At 63.7% G+C, this 16,305-nt stretch carries 12 protein-coding genes; 3 read left to right on the top strand and 9 right to left on the bottom strand.

Annotated elements, in window-relative coordinates:
* Positions 1–105 precede the first annotated feature (105 nt).
* Positions 106–1,038: a LysR family transcriptional regulator gene (locus ASC76_RS19435; protein ID WP_004306488.1), complete on the top strand. Its 933-nt coding sequence runs from the start codon at positions 106–108 to the stop codon at positions 1,036–1,038.
* Between the two features lie 634 nt (positions 1,039–1,672).
* Positions 1,673–4,723, top strand: coding sequence for a S8 family peptidase (locus tag ASC76_RS19430; protein WP_082549295.1), 3,051 nt, complete (start codon positions 1,673–1,675; stop codon positions 4,721–4,723).
* Between the two features lie 1,268 nt (positions 4,724–5,991).
* Here ASC76_RS19430 and ASC76_RS19425 read toward each other — a convergent pair.
* Positions 5,992–6,921, bottom strand: coding sequence for a LysR substrate-binding domain-containing protein (locus ASC76_RS19425; RefSeq protein ID WP_200947177.1), 930 nt, complete (start codon positions 6,919–6,921; stop codon positions 5,992–5,994).
* Between the two features lie 100 nt (positions 6,922–7,021).
* Here ASC76_RS19425 and ASC76_RS19420 point away from each other — a divergent pair, with 100 nt between their 5' ends.
* On the top strand, positions 7,022–8,176 hold the full coding sequence (locus ASC76_RS19420) for a hypothetical protein (protein WP_157615863.1): 1,155 nt from the start codon (positions 7,022–7,024) through the stop codon (positions 8,174–8,176).
* Here the strand turns inward: ASC76_RS19420 and ASC76_RS24885 are convergent.
* From ASC76_RS24885 to ASC76_RS19385, 8 genes are all read right to left on the bottom strand, one after another.
* Positions 8,119–8,799, bottom strand: coding sequence for a GNAT family N-acetyltransferase (locus tag ASC76_RS24885; RefSeq protein ID WP_082549294.1), 681 nt, complete (start codon positions 8,797–8,799; stop codon positions 8,119–8,121). The two genes, ASC76_RS19420 and ASC76_RS24885, sit on opposite strands and share 58 nt — an antisense overlap.
* Before the next feature lie 16 nt (positions 8,800–8,815).
* Positions 8,816–9,607, bottom strand: a complete 792-nt coding sequence (locus tag ASC76_RS19410; RefSeq protein ID WP_162247147.1) for an alpha/beta fold hydrolase — start codon at positions 9,605–9,607, stop codon at positions 8,816–8,818.
* Positions 9,604–10,389, bottom strand: coding sequence for a methanethiol S-methyltransferase (mddA, locus tag ASC76_RS19405; protein WP_056470194.1), 786 nt, complete (start codon positions 10,387–10,389; stop codon positions 9,604–9,606). The genes ASC76_RS19410 and mddA overlap by 4 nt, the downstream gene beginning before the upstream one ends.
* 45 nt (positions 10,390–10,434) lie before the next feature.
* The gene (locus ASC76_RS24880; protein ID WP_082549292.1) at positions 10,435–12,594 is read right to left on the bottom strand and encodes an alpha/beta hydrolase; all 2,160 of its coding nucleotides are present in this window, start codon (positions 12,592–12,594) and stop codon (positions 10,435–10,437) included.
* Positions 12,591–13,283 carry a TetR/AcrR family transcriptional regulator gene (locus ASC76_RS19395; protein ID WP_056470191.1) on the bottom strand — a complete coding sequence of 231 codons (693 nt, stop codon included), beginning with the start codon at positions 13,281–13,283 and terminating at the stop codon, positions 12,591–12,593. Before ASC76_RS19395 ends, ASC76_RS24880 begins: the two co-directional genes overlap by 4 nt.
* A gap of 416 nt (positions 13,284–13,699) precedes the next feature.
* Complete coding sequence (locus ASC76_RS24875) at positions 13,700–14,206, bottom strand: RES family NAD+ phosphorylase (protein WP_082549291.1); 507 nt, start codon at positions 14,204–14,206, stop codon at positions 13,700–13,702.
* On the bottom strand, positions 14,206–14,700 hold the full coding sequence (locus tag ASC76_RS19390) for an antitoxin Xre/MbcA/ParS toxin-binding domain-containing protein (RefSeq protein WP_056470187.1): 495 nt from the start codon (positions 14,698–14,700) through the stop codon (positions 14,206–14,208). Before ASC76_RS19390 ends, ASC76_RS24875 begins: the two co-directional genes overlap by 1 nt.
* Positions 14,701–14,734: 34 nt before the next feature.
* On the bottom strand, positions 14,735–16,303 hold the full coding sequence (locus ASC76_RS19385; RefSeq protein WP_162247146.1) for a site-specific integrase: 1,569 nt from the start codon (positions 16,301–16,303) through the stop codon (positions 14,735–14,737).
* Positions 16,304–16,305: the final 2 nt, after the last annotated feature.

Below are 16,305 nucleotides of genomic sequence, written 5' to 3'. Positions count from 1 at the left end.
CCCCGTGATCGAGCGGCCAGGCAAATTTAGAGCTTGGCAATCAACCCGTCCAACGGGTTGTATGACTAAGATGTACCTGCGAAATCGATAACAACGGCAATCACCGTGGACGTGCTTCGACTCACCCTGCGTCAGCTGCAGATTTTTGTCGCCGTGGCGCGCAGCGGCAGCACCACGGCGGCCAGCGCTGAGATAGCGCTGTCGCAATCGGCCACCAGTTCGGCCGTCAACGAGCTGGAACGCCTGCTGTCGCTGCGCCTGTTCGACCGCGCCGGCAAACGCCTGCTGTTGAACGACAACGGCCGCGCGCTGTTGCCGCGGGCTTTGGCTTTGCTCGACGGCGCCGCAGGCATCGAGCAGATGTCGCGCGACGGCAGCGCGCAGGCGCAGTCGCTGCGCATCGGCGCCAGCACGACGATTGGCAACTACGTGTTGCCCAAGCTGCTCGCTGGCTTCATGGGGGCACAGCAGCCCGGCAGCGCCGCCGCCTGGCGGTCGAAGGTCGTTATCGGGAACACCGCCGCCATCTGCGATGCCGTGACCGCTTTCGAACTCGACGTGGGGCTGATCGAGGGGCCCAGCCACCAGCCGGAGCTGGTGGTCACCCCCTGGCTGCAAGACGAGATGGTGGTCGTGGCTGCGCCCGACAGTGCGCTGGCCCGGTCGAGTACGGCAGGCGAGCGCATTCCCCTGCGCACGCTGCGTGAGGCGGTCTGGCTGGTTCGCGAAACGGGCTCTGGCACGCGCGAGGCCACCGACCAGAGCTTGCTGCCCCACCTGCGTTCTTACCGGCGCAGCATCGAGCTAGGCAGTTCGGAAGCCATCCAGCGTGCCGCTCAGGAAGGGTTGGGGGTGGCTTGCCTGTCCGCCTGGGTAGTGAACGATGCGCTGGAAGCTGGACGTCTGTGCCGCGTCTCCACGACATTGCCGCGGCAGCTTCGGCAATGTCATCTGGTTGTGCATCGTGAGAAGCAGTCGACGCCCGCGTTGCTGGCGTTCATCGCCCAGGCAGATGCGACCGCTGGGGCTGCCCGCTAACGTCCCGGCCCCGCTTCGCATGTCGAAGGTTCAGCCCTCGGCGACACGCGATTACCCTTCAGCTAGCTAGGCGCCGACGCCCGCTCCGCCCACCTGCCCATTGATCGAAGCTTTGATGCAATGAGCTGGTCTGGGTAATCGACGTCCGCTTCCGGACGCACCACCCAACGGCTGCTTGTGGCCGGGACTCCCCTTTCGCGACGCTGGCCGACAGCTGCCCCTGAGCAAACGGGCGATCACGCCGAATGACTGCTGCAAGGCTTGGCGTTGAACTCAACGTCTCGGCCAGTAGCGGACGCCCGCGACAGTCCGCTATGAAGCAGCACGTTCGCCCAAACGTGGTGCTCCGAAATCGCGGCACGCGCTCAAATTTGGAGAGCCAAACAGTGCGGCGATCGACTGACCGAGGTCGCAACGGGGTCAGGACAAACCCTGCGTCCTCTAGAACATAGCCCGGTGGCGCAGACCACCCCCCTGAACAGGGGGGGTTGCCAATGCTCAGTCTCGCTCACAGTCGGTCCACGCAAGGGTACGGCATCTGCCTATGACAGGTGCGTATTCCATTGCGGCCATCGCCGCCAATGCCCGCCGCTCTACTTTCACGAGCGGCTGTACGTAGCAGGAGCCGAGCTCAATGCAACTTCCTCACATCGCACTCGCCGTCGGATTGACGGCATTGGGATCTCTCGCGTCGGCCCAAAGCGCGCGCCAGACCTACATCGTTCAGCTGGCCGACCCTCCTGCAGCCGCTTATGAAGGCGGCGTCGCCGGTTATGCAGCAACCCGGCCTGTACCTGGCGGCAAGCTTAATGCTGGCGCACCAAACGTTCGTGCCTACATCAGCTATCTCGATACCAAGCGTAGCAATGCGCTGGCGCAGATCGGTGGCGCTGCCGTGCTGCACAGATACGGCGTCGCGTTCAATGGTTTCTCCGCGCAGCTAACGCCGACGCAGGCCAGCAAGCTCAAAGGCGTGCCCGGCGTAGTCGCGGTCACCCCGGACGAAGCACGGTCGATGGACACCACTCGCACACCGGCCTTCCTGGGTCTGAGCGCACCGGGGGGCCTGTGGTCCGCGCTTGACAGCATTGGCCGCAACGTCAAGGGCGAAGACGTCATCATTGGCATCGTGGACGGTGGCATCTGGCCGGAGAACGCCTCGTTCTCCGACAAGGTAGATGCCACCGGCAAGCCCGTCCCCTACTTCGCCGCAGGCACTCAGGTATACGGCCCACCGCCCGCGAAGTGGCGCGGGACCTGTTCGGCCGGACAGGGGTTCACGTCGGCCATGTGCAACAACAAGCTCATCGGAGCTCAATTCTTCAATGTAGGCTTCACCGCGTTCGGCCGCCCGTTGTGGGCGACCGATTATGTCGGCCCTCGTGACGAGGACGGACACGGGTCTCACACGGCGTCGACTGCCGGCGGCAACGAAGGCTCTGAGGCATTGATCAACGGCATCGCCGCCGGGCGTCTTTCCGGCATGGCGCCGCGAGCGCGATTGGCCGCCTACCGCACATGCTGGAGCTATGTGGAAGCCACTTCCGGTGCTCGCAAGAACAGCTGCTTCACGTCAGACAGCGTTGCCGCCATCGATAAGGCCGTGCAGGACGGCGTGGACGTTATCAACTACTCGATCAGCGGCTCACAAACACAATATCTGGATCCGGTCGAGGTTGCATTCTTCAATGCTGCAGCGGCAGGCGTGTTCGTTGCCTCGTCTGCAGGTAACAGCGGCCCCGGCAACCAGGTTGCTCACATGAGCCCATGGTTGACGACCGTGGCCGCTTCAACGCACGACCGCTTTACCACGGCGGTCGTCACTCTTGGCTCGGGCGCTGCTTTTACTGGCCCGTCCTATCAATCGACTGGACTGCCGTCCACGGCAATGATCCTTTCGGAGAACGCTGGCCTTCAGCCAGTTGGCACGCTCTCTGCGCCTGATCAGACAGCGCTGCGACGCTGCTACAACGCCACTGACCGCGCATCGTTAGGCGGCTCGGCCTTGGCCGCGCTGGATCCGGCTAAGGTCGCAGGCAAGCTGGTCGTCTGCATCCGCGGGGGCAATGCACTGATCAACAAGGGCGACGCCGTCAAGACCGCTGGCGGCGCTGCAATGATTATTCAAAACACGCCAGCGACTGCAAATACGCAGCTCCTGCAGCCGTACGTAGTGCCGACGGTGCACCTGGCCGCCGCGGATTCCGCAGCAGTGCTGGCCTACGGCGCAGCGCCTACCGCGACTGCATCGTTCACTCCCGCGGTCCAGGCCCCTGGTGTGATAGCGCCAGTGATGGCCGACTTCTCATCGCGCGGACCGAGCCTCGCTGACGCCAACATCTTGAAGCCGGACATTTCCGCACCTGGTGTCGACGTGATTGCTGCCTACGTGGCTGACAACTCGAGCCAACAGGCTGTGCACGATGCGATTGTGGCGGGCGCGACCCCAAGTGGGGCCGCGGCGTCGCTGCAAGGCACGTCGATGTCCAGTCCTCACATTGCGGGCATTGCGGCACTGATGAAGCAACTGCATCCGACGTGGTCACCTTCGATGATCAAGTCAGCGTTGATGACGACGGCTACTGACATCAAGTTGGCGAGCGGGGCGCTTGACGCTGACCGTTTTGGTTATGGCGCCGGGCACGTGAGCCCCAACGGCGCCGCCGATCCGGGCCTCGTGTATGACGCCGGGCCAGTGGACTACCTGCGGTTTCTGTGCGGAATTGGCTCGTTATCGGCCTCAAGCAGCACTTGCCAAACTTATGGCAGCGTGGCCCCGTGGAACCTTAACCTCGCGTCGCTGACCGCTGCCAGCGTCCTAGGCAAAATCACGATTACCCGCACGGTCCGAAACGTCGGTAAAGCCACCGCCACCTACTCCGGCACCGCCACCGCACCTGGCTGGACGGGCACTCTGAGCCCGATGAGCCTGACGCTGGCCCCTGGAGCCAGCGGGACCTACAGCGTCACCATGACTCGGACCACTGCCGGTATCGGCAGCTATGTATTTGGCAACGTGGTTTGGACTGATGGTTTGCACCAGGTGCGCAGCCCGTTGACCCTGAAAGCCAGCCTTTTCGCGGCGCCCGCTTCCATCAGCGAGACACGTAAAGCCGGGGCGACCCAGATCACGGTCGGTACGGGATACACCGGCATATTGGTAACTACGCCGAGCGGTATGCAGGCGGCAACTTTGAGTGCAGGGCAGATCACAACGAATGCGAAGCAATGCTTCAACTTCACTGTACCGGTCGGGACGCAGATTGCCCGCTTCCAGCTCTTCAACAGCGACACGCAAGGCGGCTCAGGGAGCGACCTAGACCTTGAGGTCTACAACGGGACCGGTGGCACGGGCACTTTGGTTGGTTCCAGCGGAGGCGGCACGTCCGACGAGTTGGTCGATTTGAAGGTGCCAGCGGCGGGAAGCTACTCAGCCTGCGTCGTTGGCTACGCGCCCGTTGGCGGCTCGGCGAATTACACGATGTCAAGCTGGGTGATTGGGCAGCCGGTAGGAAAGCAGACGTTGCGTGCACCGGGGCCGATGGATGTCGTCCTGGGCGGCACTGCGACGATCGCTGCGTCGTGGAATGTTAACAACGGCAGCCGCTATCTTGGTGTGCTGCAGTTCAAGGACGGTGTGAGCACCGCACTCGGCACCACGTTGGTTTCGGTCGACGCACGCTGAGCTGGTCTGCACAGCTTACAAAGGCCGCTGATGCGGCCTTTTTTTCGTTGCGGCTTAGCGGAGGATCGGACTCGCCAAGCCCGGTGCCTTGCGTATTCGGCAAGTCCCACTAAGTCCACTCGACGCGGAGGCAGAGCGACCTATATCGCAGAACGCACGGGGGTCGGGCGAGATGCTGCAATCAGAGACCATCCCCCTATCGGAATTCTGCTTAGCCTGCTCACGCCGCGCCGCGTCGGCATCTCGCCGAGCGGCAACGCCCAATGCGTGCGGATCCGTTCGCGCAATTGACCACGCAACGTAGCCCTCTGGCCCTCCACATGCCTTCGCACCTACGCCAATCGTTGCGCACTGCGAATCGTCTTCGCAAGCCGCATCACCGATCAGAGCTAAAACGCTCGCTGTTTCGCCAACCTCCGTCGCAGGTGAGTTCGTCTTGGATACGGCGGTCAACCCAAGTACCGTGAGCATTGACAGGCTGAGGCGCATGGCAAGGGAAGCAGCAACGGCTTTCATCCATCGTCGACTACGACCCTCGCCTTTAAGTTCCACTGGCGCCGACGCGCGTTGGCGGTCTTGCCCCACGCCCAGTCTCACTCATCGCGTGTGCCATTGCCGACCTCGTGTCCGCAACTGCAAAAGTCGGATTCGTTTCGCGAAATTTGAGTCATCCCCACGCAATCGCAGATCATGGTCACCCAACAATAATTACCCGAAACCCGTAGCGCAGAAACACATCTGTGAGACTTTTGGGATCGAGAGCCAGTGCTTGCTGGAGCAGTGTCAATGCTCGCCGCGGCTAAGCAAGGTGCCGTGGCTGCTTGAGGGCCGGCTAGAACAGGTCCTTCGCGAGTGGATCGGTCATGAAGCGCCGCCGATCTCGTTGATGTACCGCCGCGAGGCACGGAACTCAGCAGCGGTTCGTGCGTTCGGCGACTTCTCGAGTTCAGTCTTCGCCGGACTGACGCAGCAGCGGCTTGCGTTTGGTCCGCCGGACACGTCCGCAATGCCCGACTTGTTCCGGCCACGCTAGGTCGGCCGGTTGGGAGCGGCGGAACTAGGAGCGATGCGCAGGAGGGGTGCGCAGTGTAGGGCCGAGTACGTCCATGAAAGAGCGAGGCTGGGAGTTGTTCTCTGCCTCGAGCGTTGGAACGGCTGCGACCTCAGTCCGGGCCGTTCGTTAGCGTCTGCTCTATGCACTGCACTGGGTGGCTAAACAGTAGGTGGTCGATCCAGTCCGTTGTCGAATCGGGAATGAGTTCGGCTTACTACCCTGGCACTTGCCTCTCGTTCGACACTGCGGACGCGGTCAAATAGACGCGTCGCAGCCAAGCGCAGAAGTCTTGTACGCCCTGCGAGGTAGTCTGCTCCGGCAGAGTTACCAGGTAAAGCCCATAGCCATCCAACGTGATCGAGGACACTCGCACGAGGGAACCGTCGGACAACTCCTGCCGAACCAGCAGATCGCTGCAGATGGCAACGCCTTGACCTGCAACAACAGCTTCAATGGCATGCAACTCTTCGCGAAAGCGCATCGCGATTCGATCGCTCGCATTGAGGCGGATGTGGGATACCGCTTGCCAGCGCTCCCATGTCGGCGCCATTGTGTCGCCCGGGAGCCAATCGTAGGCTATGCGCGGCAGGCGCTTCCACGACTCAGCGTCGGAGGACTCCAGCAACCTGGGTGCCGCAACGACGTGAAAGCGATCGCGAGTGAGCTCCACTGCAACGCCGTCCACCGGTGGGTCGCGCGCGTAGCGCAAAGCCACGTCCACCGTTCCCGCTCGTAGGTCCATGACTTGGTCCGTCCCGATGACCTCCAGATCGATCGCGGGGTTTTCGCGGTACCAGGCCGGCAGAAGCGGAACCAGGCATCGCGCCGCGAAGGCGTTAGTTGTCGATACCCGTAAGCGGTGATTCTGCGGCGCACGGACCTGTTCTATGGCGGTTGCAAATGCATCGAGCCCGTCGCGAATCACTGGAAACAAGCGGGCGCCGGCTTCCGTCAGGCTGAGCGGCCGGGGACGTCGGCGCAACAGCATCTGCCCGCAATGTTCTTCGAAGATGCGAAGCTGGTGGCTGACCGCTGTTGGTGTGACGTGCAATTCTTCTGCAGCAAGCCGAAAGCTTCCGAGGCGGGCCACCGCTTCGAAGGCTCGCAATGCGACAAGGGGCGGTAGGCGGCGCATCAGGGGCATGATGAATTCAATTCACTTATAGCTGAATATTGCTCGTTTGCTCGGCGCCGGCACTCCGGGCGACACTGGCCTTGCCTGAACATCCACGGGGAGCTGGGAATTGACCGATAACTCGCAAGATACCGTTGCCCGGCTCAAGGAACGAATCACCTCGATGGCCCCGCTCGTGAATTCGCAGCGCGAGGACATGGATCGCGAGCGACGGCTCACGCGGCCGGTGTTCGAGGCGATCGCGCAGGCCGGGTTATTGCGCCTTTGGCTGCCGCGGTCACTCAATGGATGGGAGCTATCGCCGGCGTCATTCATGGAAGTGGTCGAAGCGGCCGCTGCGTTGGATGGCTCGATCGGTTGGGTGGTCGGCAACGGCGGCGGCATGAGCCGCGCAGGTGGGTATCTTCCCGAAGCGGTAGCGAAGCGGTGGTTCGCTCCTGTCGACGCCTTTGTCGTGGCCACCAACGGAGCCATTGGACAAGCGGCACCTGTCGAGGGCGGTTACAAGGTCACCGGCCGGTGGCCCTTTGCCAGCGGCATTCACCACGCAAGCTTGGTCGCGGCGGCGTGTCGAGTGACTGAAGGGCGCGACGAGGGGCGGATCCTCATGTGCTACGTGCCTGCCGAGCATGCCGAGATCATTGACAACTGGCGGGTCTCTGGCCTGCGCGCCAGCGGCAGCTGCGATTACGTTCTCGGCGACATCTTCGTTCCTACTGAGCATTCACACGACATGCTGCACCCGCCAGCCACGCAACCCGGCGTGCTCTACCGCTGGCCATCCGTCTCGGCCTACGCGACAACAGTGTCGGTCGTGCCGTTGGGAATCGCCCGTGGCGTGCTGGACACGTTTATCACTGGACTCGCCGCGCGTACGCGTGCAGGCACGTCGATCGCATTGCGTGACCGCGAGCTGATTCAGTCGGAGATCGGTCGTGCCGAAGCTCTGCATGCCGCGGCACGGGCGCTGATGATTGCGGCAATGAGCGAACTGACGTCGGCGATTGACGATGCAGGCGAGCGGCTCGTTCGCGCTCGCGCCATGTACCGATCGGCTTGCACGCATGCTGCCGAGTCTTCCATTCGCGTGGCGGAGATCGTGTCCGCCGCAGCAGGCGCCGCGGCCATTTGGGAGGAGTTCCCCCTAGAGCGTCAAGTTCGTGACATCAGCGCCGCAGCCAAGCACATCGCCATGTCGCCCAACAACTATGTCGTTTCCGGCCGAATCTGTCTTGGCCTGGATCCTGGCACCCCGCGCTTCTGAGCATCGATAGTCGGTCCGGTCGAGGCAGTCGCGCTGCGAGCGACGGGCAGTCGGTAACGCACGATCGGACAGGCCACCCCATCCAAAACCCAGTTCTCGCCGGCCTTGTCCAGAACCCATCCCGCACGTTCATAGAATCGCAACGCTTGCCGGTTGGCCGCAAAGGCCCACAGGACCAATGGACCGAATCCTCGGGCCACCAGATCGTCGATGGCGTGCTGGTGCAGTGCCCGCCCGAGTCCCAGTCCCTTGGCGTCCGGATGGAGATACAGGGACTCGATTTCGCCAGCGCCGTGCGGTGGCGGCAGGAAGGTGCTCGCGCCCGGCTGCGTCGCTGCGTAACCCGCGACGGCGCCGTTCACATGGACAACCCAGAGGCGGTTCGGGCTGGCGACCACTGGCGCTAAATGAGCTTCTGCGCTGGCGTTCAGACGCGACCGGAAACGCTCGATCAAGCGCTCTGCGCTCAGCCTCACGAGGATCGAATCCGGCATGATTCCCGCGTAAGTGGCCTGATGCGACGCGGCCTGGATGTGGCCCAGCGCGACTGCGTCCTCGGGAACGGCCAAGCGGATGATACGGTTGTCGGTGCGAGTCGTTCGCGGAATCAATGGCGATTGCATACAGTGGCTGGCGCGATCAGTGCGTCGCAAGGAATCGTTCGATGGCCGGGTTCACGCGCTCAGGTGAGGTCACCGGCGCCATGTGGCCACAACCCGGCAACTCTTCGCGGAAAACGTGCGGCAGCATGTCCGCCAGTAGCCGAGACACAGCGCGCGCGGCGGCGGTCGAGCAGACGCCGCCGAGCAGTTGAATTGGCATGGACAGAGCGCCGAACTCAATCCGCGTCGGTGGCTCTGCAAACGCAGCTTGCCACTGCGGCATCACATTCGGCATGGCGCAAGCCATGGCTGCCTGGCGTTCGGGAGTGAGCGCTGCCCAAGCTTCGTCACCCAGCCAGTAGGCGCCGAAGCGGGCCGCGGCCGCGTCCAGATGGCCCGATGCCACGAACCGCGAGGTATCGGCCCGGACGCCATTGATCTCGCTGGCGGCCATGGAGTCGGGTTCCAACTTGTTCAGCAGACCGAACATCACCGGCTCATAGACGAGCAGCGAGGCGACCCGGTCGACGTGCCTGATGGCGGCGTGCATCGCAACAGCGCCGCCATACGAATGCCCCATCAAGTGGAAACGTGCTCCTGCACGATCCCAGACCGGGTCGAGCATCGTCGTCTCATCGTCCAGCTGCAATGGAAGGGGCCCGGGCCAGCCTGGCGTGCGGCCACATCCGTGCAAGTCGACGGCCAGGACCCGGAACCGCCCCGACAGGCGCTCGGTCAGCGCACGCCACTGCGCCGAACTGGATGCGCTGGCGTGCAGGCAGACCACGGTCGGGCCGTTACCGCTTTCGCGCACGAAAGGCTCGATCAAGCGCCGCCCTTGGCGACGGGCGCCTCGGCCACGGGCTGTGCCCGGCTGCGCTTCAGCGGCAGCAACATGCCTACGCGCAGGCGGTAGTCCTGATACTTCTGTCCGAAGAGCTGCACCAGGTCCCGCTCCTCGAACCAGATCCCGATCAGGATGTAGCCGGTGGTCGCCACCGCGAACAGCAGGTGCCCGGCGGTCATGGAGGGCGTGGCCCAAAAGGCGAGCATGAAGCCGAGGTAGATCGGGTGCCGCACATGCTTGTAGAGCATCGGCGTGCGGAACACCGGCGGCGGCAGCGGCCGCCCGGACAGACGGGCGAGCACCTGCTTCACACCGAACAGCTCGAAGTGGTCGATCATGAACGTGCTGGCGAGCACCATCAGCCAGCCCGCGGCTTGGACTGCCAGCAAGGCGACCGTCGCAAGGCCTTCGGGTGCCTGCCACACCGGCGCGGTCATGGGGCGCCACTGCCAGAACAGCAGCGCGAGCGACAGGCTTGCCAGCAGCACATAGGTGCTGCGCTCGATGGGCTTGGGCACGAAGCGGGTCCACCAGCGCTTGAACCCGGGCCGCGCCATGACGCTGTGCTGAATGGCAAAGACGCCGAGCAACAGCACGTTGACGAGCAGGCTCAGTGCCAGCGGCTGGCCCGCTGCAGCGTCCGGTACACCGATGTCGATCGACTTGGGTACCCAGAGGTTGCCGACAAAGAGGATTGCGTACGAAAAGGTGAGCAGGAAGATCGCGTACGCGACCAAGCCGTGCAGCAAGGCAAATGCAGCCATGTCTTTCTCCTTTGAAGAAAAGCAGCCCGCGAGGGCGGTGTCTCGTCACCCGGCCCAATGCCGGTTCTCCAGCACTGCGGCGATGCGCTGCGCCGCCCGCACTGCGCCGTCGGTTTCCACCGGCCGGTAACGCACCGGTGCGTCCATCTGAGCCAGCGCGCGACGCGCCAGGGTTTGCGCATCGGTCTGCGCGTAATCCACCGAGTTGTCGGCCTCGTAATTGAACAGACGTCGGCGCACATGGACGCACTGCTCAAAGTGGTTGCGCAGCGGAAAGCTCAGGAACGGCCGTCGGGTCGCGACCAACTCCATCGTCGTGGACAGCCCGCCCTGCACCAGCGCCAAGTCGCTGCAAGCCAGGTGCTCGAAGAGGTTGTGCACGTAAGGCCGGACCTCGAGCCCGTCCATGGCCGGAAAGTCACCCGCGTTGAGTCGTGGCCCCGCGACCATCACCATGCGCAGGTCGGGGACCTCGCGCTTCATGAGCGGAAAGGCCTCCGCGATGCGGTCGAGCAACGGCTTGCCCACGCCGGTACCGCCGACGGCAGCGATCACGATGCGCTCATCGGTCCGGTAGCCAAGCCGCGTTCGGAGCTCGTCCTTGTCGGCCAGGGCGCCGGGGTCGAAAGGCAGCGCGTAGCCGCAGTAGCAGAAGTTCTTGTCGGTCCATTCGCGGATGCCGGGCAGGCCCGGGCCGAAGGTCTGCTCCGGCACGTCCTCGCGATTGCCGACAAAGATTGCCGCGTCGCGCACATAGGGATAACGCCCGACGTGCTCGATGTCATCGGCGTTGCGGTCGGCGCACAGGAAAGCCTCGCGCTCGTTGTCCGGGTTCATCGGCAGGCAACCGATGAAGTCGGTCAGGAAGACGAACGGCTGGCGCTTGAGCTCGGGGTTCTCGTGGTACTGGTAGTCCACGTCCCAGGCCTCGTCGCCGATGACGATGTCGTAATGCGTGGCTTCCATCAGTTCGAAGAACACCAGCGCATTGCGCGCCATCACCTCGTCCATCGTGCGCAGCGCGAAGAAGGCCGACAGATCGTGCTCGCCCGCCATGCCCTCGAAGTGGCGGCTCTCATTGGCCAGGCGCGTGCAGATGGGGTGCACGCTCTCGCCCTCGCGCTCAAGGTAGGTGGCGGCCGGATGGGTGGTGAACCAGTCGATCTGGAGATCGGGCTGGATCAGGCGCAGCGCCTTCGCGATGGCGAGGTCGCGCTGCGCATGCCCCAGGCCGATGGGACTGCAGATGAACAGAGCCCGACGCGGACGGGCCATCGCGCGGGTCCAGGTCCGTAGGGGCGGCGCCCCCGCCACGAAATCGCGAACCGCATGTGCGAACACCACCGGGTCGCGCACGGCGGTCACGTGGCCGCCACTCGCGATGGTCAACAGCCTGGCGCCTGGCACCAGGTCGTGTACCTCCTGGCCGCGGGCGTACAGGACGCGCTTGTCCTGGTCGCCGTGGATCACGAGGGTTGGGCAGCGCACTTGCTTCGCCTGCTCGCGCACATCGTTGCCGAGCCAGCCGCGATAGCACCAGGCGAGCACCTCACCCGTGGTGGCCCAGCCAAAGCGCACGCCGTCCTCGTACGGCTTCGTCGAGTGCGGCTCGTTGAAGATTTGCTGCATGAAGAAATCGACGTAGCCCGGCCAGTCCTGCGCCATGGCCGCGAACTCGGCCTCGACCCGCGCGGCCAGCTTGGCATCCGTCACCAGTGATTGCGCAAAGCCACCTGCCGTGATGACGTGGGTCACACGTTCCGGCTGCTCGGCGGCGGTGCGAAGTACCGTCATGGCAGCAGCCGAGATCCCCACCAGGGCCACGCGGTCAGCACCGGCTGCGTCCAGCACCGCCTGAAAATCGCCGACATACAGGTCCAGCGCGTAATGCTTTTGGCCTTGCGGCCGATCCGAACGCCCATTGCCGCGCGGGTCCATCGTGATCACGCGGAAGTGCTGCGACAACCAGGGCACCACACTCTTGAGCAGTTCAGCGTGCACGATCTGGAAAGGCGGTGCAAAGGCGAGGAAAGGCCCTTCGGTGCCCCACACCGCGTACCAAATCCGCACCCCATCTCTGCTGACGAACCCTTGAAGCGCCGGCTCCAGGGTATCGAACGCCACCTCATCGGCGGGGGACAGCCGACCGCCAGGAGGCAGTGCGCCGGCGATGCGGTCGAAGCGCTTCGGCCAATCGGTGCTCATGGGCGGCTCCTGGTGCGTTTGACCTGACGTTGACCCTTCGGCTTGCTGGCGGCAGGCGCAGTACGCGCGTCCAGCGTGCGCAGCAGGACCTCGATGGCGTCGAGCGTGGCATCGTGCCGCGCTGTCTCGCCATGGGCACCGATCAGTTGCGAGAACTCCATGCCAAGCCAGAACTCGGACAACAGCGTGGCGATGGCCTCTGCGCTGAAGACCGCCGGCAAATCGACCTGGTAAGCCTGGAACGCATCACGCACACCGTTGAGAACCAGCTGCTTCCACGCCTGAATACGGGGTAAGAATTGCTCGCGCAACTCGACGTTTGACAGGCTTGCGGCCCAGAGCTCAGCCTGCACGCGCACGAACCCGGAGGAAAGGTCGCTCTGGTAGAAGCGTCGTGCCATCGCCCACTTCTCGGCGAACCCAACAGGCTCTTCATGCAAATGCTGCTGACGCTCCAGCAGCTTTCGGTTGGCATCGTCGAGCACGGCGATCACAAGCCGGTCCTTGCCACCGAAGTAGTAGCTGATGAGCGCGTGGTTTACGCCGGCATCCTTGGCGATGTCCCGTACGCTGAGCGCTGCATAGCCCCGAGCGACCAGGCAGTTGAACGCCGCCTCAAGGATGCGTTGGCGCGTATCCGGCGATGCGTCTCCTGTCTCTCGCGCCGGGAGTGCCTGTAAGTCGTTCATGTTTAACCGATTGGTTTATCCAGTCGGTTAAGTGTGTAGGGCCGGCATCGCGTTGTCAAGTGGCGCCGGTCTTCAGCCATTCATTGGCTGGCTCAGCCAGATAGATTCATCACCGGTCACACGGCGTGAACGGTGCGTCGAATGGCCGGTACAGGGCGGCGAGTTTGGGGCCGGCTATGACCGCAATGGGTCGGCAGCGCAACTTCGCAGCATTCAGCAGCAGTCGTTCATCCGCGCGCATGTGCTGGCCGGGGCCGCGCCAAGCGCGAACGCCCGCTATTCCTTCGCGAAGATTTCTCGGCCTGAGTCGCGAACGATCGCTTCCTGAGTGGACCGGCCGATCGACCTGAAAAAGTGCCACCGGCGGCTTGGGGTGGGGAGCGGTAGCTCGCTTCCGCGAACTGCACGGAGTCCGACTACTCCGCAGGACTGAATCGTGAGTCTACTGAGAGCCGCTCTTGCGTTCGAAGCTGAAACCTGCCAGCAGCCACGGATGGCTCTATGACGACATTCCAGCTTCTTTTCGAAACGGCGCTCGGAAAGACGACGACGCCATGAAGATCAAGTAGGTCCTCGCCCCAAGATTGCTGGTGACGACTCGGCGTGCCGCCCTCGAGCCACGCAGGATTCGGTACCTCCCCAGGCATCACGACTCGGATTGTTCGCAGGTCCAGAATTTCGAGGCTGGTCAGGACGTGTGGCTGGCTGTCCAGAACCTTGAAGCCCCGGTGCACCGCCGATTCGACGAGGCAGGTTGAAGGGTCGATGGAGCAGTAGACGGCTTTTCGTCCCTTAGGATTCCATCGACCGCCGACAGCCTCAGCGCCGATACCGCTATCCCATGACGAAGCGTAGCGCTGTGCATCGACGCGCCAGGCAACAAGCGGTGCGCCCGGATCAAGTTTGGCTGGTAGCGGGGTCATCAGTTGTAGACCCCGTACTCCAGGCGCCCGAGAAACTCATTGACCAATTCCGCACCTTGTAGCGTGCGCAGCAGGTCGATGGGCCGGGCTCCGTCGAGCCCCATAGCGTGTTCGGACATCCACCGCTCAGCTTCGGCTTTGCCGCCGAACACTTCCGCGGCCTTGGCCAGTGTTTCCGCAAACAGCCAGGTCTTGCTGGCCAGATCGGTCGGCATCGACTTCTTGGGCTCGTCCTTCTGGCGGCGCAGCGTTCTTGCGCTGATGCCAATCACGTTGGCCACGTCCACTTCGGACAAGATGGTGATGCGATCCGTGAGGAAGAAGAGGGCGGAGTAAGGAATGCCGTGGACGATGGCCGCGTGAACCTCCGCCCGCGACGACGGCATGCGCTTCAAAAGCTTCGCGCCCCCAAGGAGATCGCCAGCCTCGGTGCGGGCGGATTCGAAAGGCAGTGTGGCCAAGGTCTGCAACTCGACAGCGGATGTGGTGTTCATTCAGACGATCCTCGCGTTCTGGCCAAGTGTCCTTCTATTGTGGCCATTTGTCAAAATCTACTCCACTATGGGCAGTGAGTGCAGTACCTTCGGTGCGGACTTGTCGAGACCGCTGCGGCAGATGCTTGGGCGAGGATGTCGCCGTCGCGAGCCTGGCCTCAGAAAGTCCATGGCGCCGACCGACCCGTCGCTGGCTTTCCGGTTTCCCGCTTGCCGGGGCAGCGAGGAGCGCGTGGATTCGCGCGCCCAGTGCGTCGAATGCCTTGCGCTGCTCCGTGATGCGACGGTCACGGATGTAAGTTCGGCGCACGCGACTTTCGATCATGTGGTTCAGACATTCGTCGATGACGTCGCCGCTGATTCCGATCTCCGCCATTCGAGTCGCTGCGGTGCGTCGAAGGTCGTGAGCCGTCCAACGCCCGCGACTCAGTAGCAGCGACGTGGTGGCCTTGCTTCGGTGAGGCAAGCGGCGCTCCGGCGTCTTCTGTCGATCGCTCAGCTGCTTGCCGAATGACTTCACGCCGACGGGCCCGTCGTTGGCCATGTTCGGAAAGACCCAAGGCACCGAACGGTCCGGATCGTCATTGCTCGCCACCGTGAGCTCTGCCAGCTTCTCGAACTGCTCGATCGCGAACGCGCTCAGGTGAATGGTGTGGTCGCGCTGATTCTTCGTCTCGGGCAGGTGCCAGGTCCTCCGTTTCAGGTTGACGAAGCCCAGCTTGACGCCACTCGCGTCTGCGATCGTCTTCAATTCGGCGGGATCGCGTTCCTCATCGAGCCAGACCGCGCCGAGCAGTTCGCCCACGCGCACACCTGTCGCGAGAATCACCCAGATCGCCGCGGCAAACCGGGCATGCAACCCGGACGCCTCGATCGAGCCGGGAAGCTGCCGGATCTCCTCGACGGTCAGAACGCGGTCGCGCTGAACCGAGGGACCACCAACATCGCGTTTGGCGACGGTGTCCAACGGGTTCCGGAGCACCAGGTCACGGGCCAGCGCAAACCGGAACATCTGCTTCAGGTCCGTCAGCAGGATGTTGGCGGTCCGGAGCTTGCCCTCGGACTTCACCGCATCGAGCAACTCCAGCAGATCGCCGCGCTTGATCTCGTCAGCCGCCGAGTGGCCGATCTTCGGAAACACGCGGCGCTCGAACTGGGCACGCGTGTACGCGCCGGCGTCCTTGCGACCGATCCGCTTGCCGTCGGTGCCGACTCGCGGTTGCAGATCGACAGCGCACCAGCGCTCGAACAGAACCCGAACGGTGACCTTGCGTTTTTCCGCCGCGGCCTCGTCGAGATCGGCCTGGCGCCGGGTGGCGATCGTCTTCAGGCGAAGGGCTCGCGGGTCGGTTCCTTCCGAGCGGAGATCCCACAGGCGCTTGGCCTCGGCACGGGCGTCAAGGAGTGAACGGTGGGGATAGCCACCCAGCGGGTCGTCGGGGAACATCCGGTGCCACTGCTGTGCGCCGGTCGCGGGCTCGGTGAGCCGCAGGTACCAGAGCGCCGAAGCGTCGCGCTTTCGGAGATAGAGTCCGCCACCATCGTGAAGCGGCGCGCTGACGGAACGGTCGTCCGCGTAGCGCTTCACGGCCAGTGCCGTCAACC

Source organism: Rhizobacter sp. Root404 (genome assembly GCF_001425865.1).
GTDB lineage: Bacteria > Pseudomonadota > Gammaproteobacteria > Burkholderiales > Burkholderiaceae_C > LMDS01.
This window is presented reverse-complemented; position numbering and strand designations above follow the sequence as displayed.